1 protein-coding gene is annotated in these 349 nt (G+C 38.7%); it reads left to right on the top strand.

All coding sequences use genetic code 11. From position 1 onward, the window contains the following. Window positions 1-232 precede the first annotated feature (232 nt). Window positions 233-349: MerR family DNA-binding transcriptional regulator (locus SB773_RS30520; protein WP_410593955.1), on the top strand; the 117-nt coding region annotated here is incomplete at its 3' end.

Here is a 349-nt window from a genome sequence, read left to right as displayed (position 1 = left end):
CAATTCGTTAAATCCTGTGATACAATCGTTTGCATAGTTAAGCCTCCTGTGCTGAAGAAAACCAAATGGAATATTTTGACAAGTAATATTATTTTCACTTTTCTGTCCTTGATGTGCTTTAGTGTAAACAGTAGAGGTAACTTGAGGTCAATAGACGATTCACGTGCTTTTTTTCAAAAACATAGAGTTAGCTCCAGTTTTTTGAGTGAGATGACAGATGGAGGATACCCGCATGAAAATAGGAGCGTTTGCGAAGCAGTTTGATGTCTCGATTGATACCGTTCGTTACTATATTGATTTGGGGCTCCTCGTGCCGGTGAAACAAAAGACGCAATATGAAATGAACCAG

Origin of the sequence: Bacillus sp. SIMBA_074, from assembly GCF_046534555.1 — a bacterium.
GTDB classification, from domain to species: Bacteria; Bacillota; Bacilli; order Bacillales; family Bacillaceae_G; genus Bacillus_A; species Bacillus_A mycoides.
This window is presented reverse-complemented; position numbering and strand designations above follow the sequence as displayed.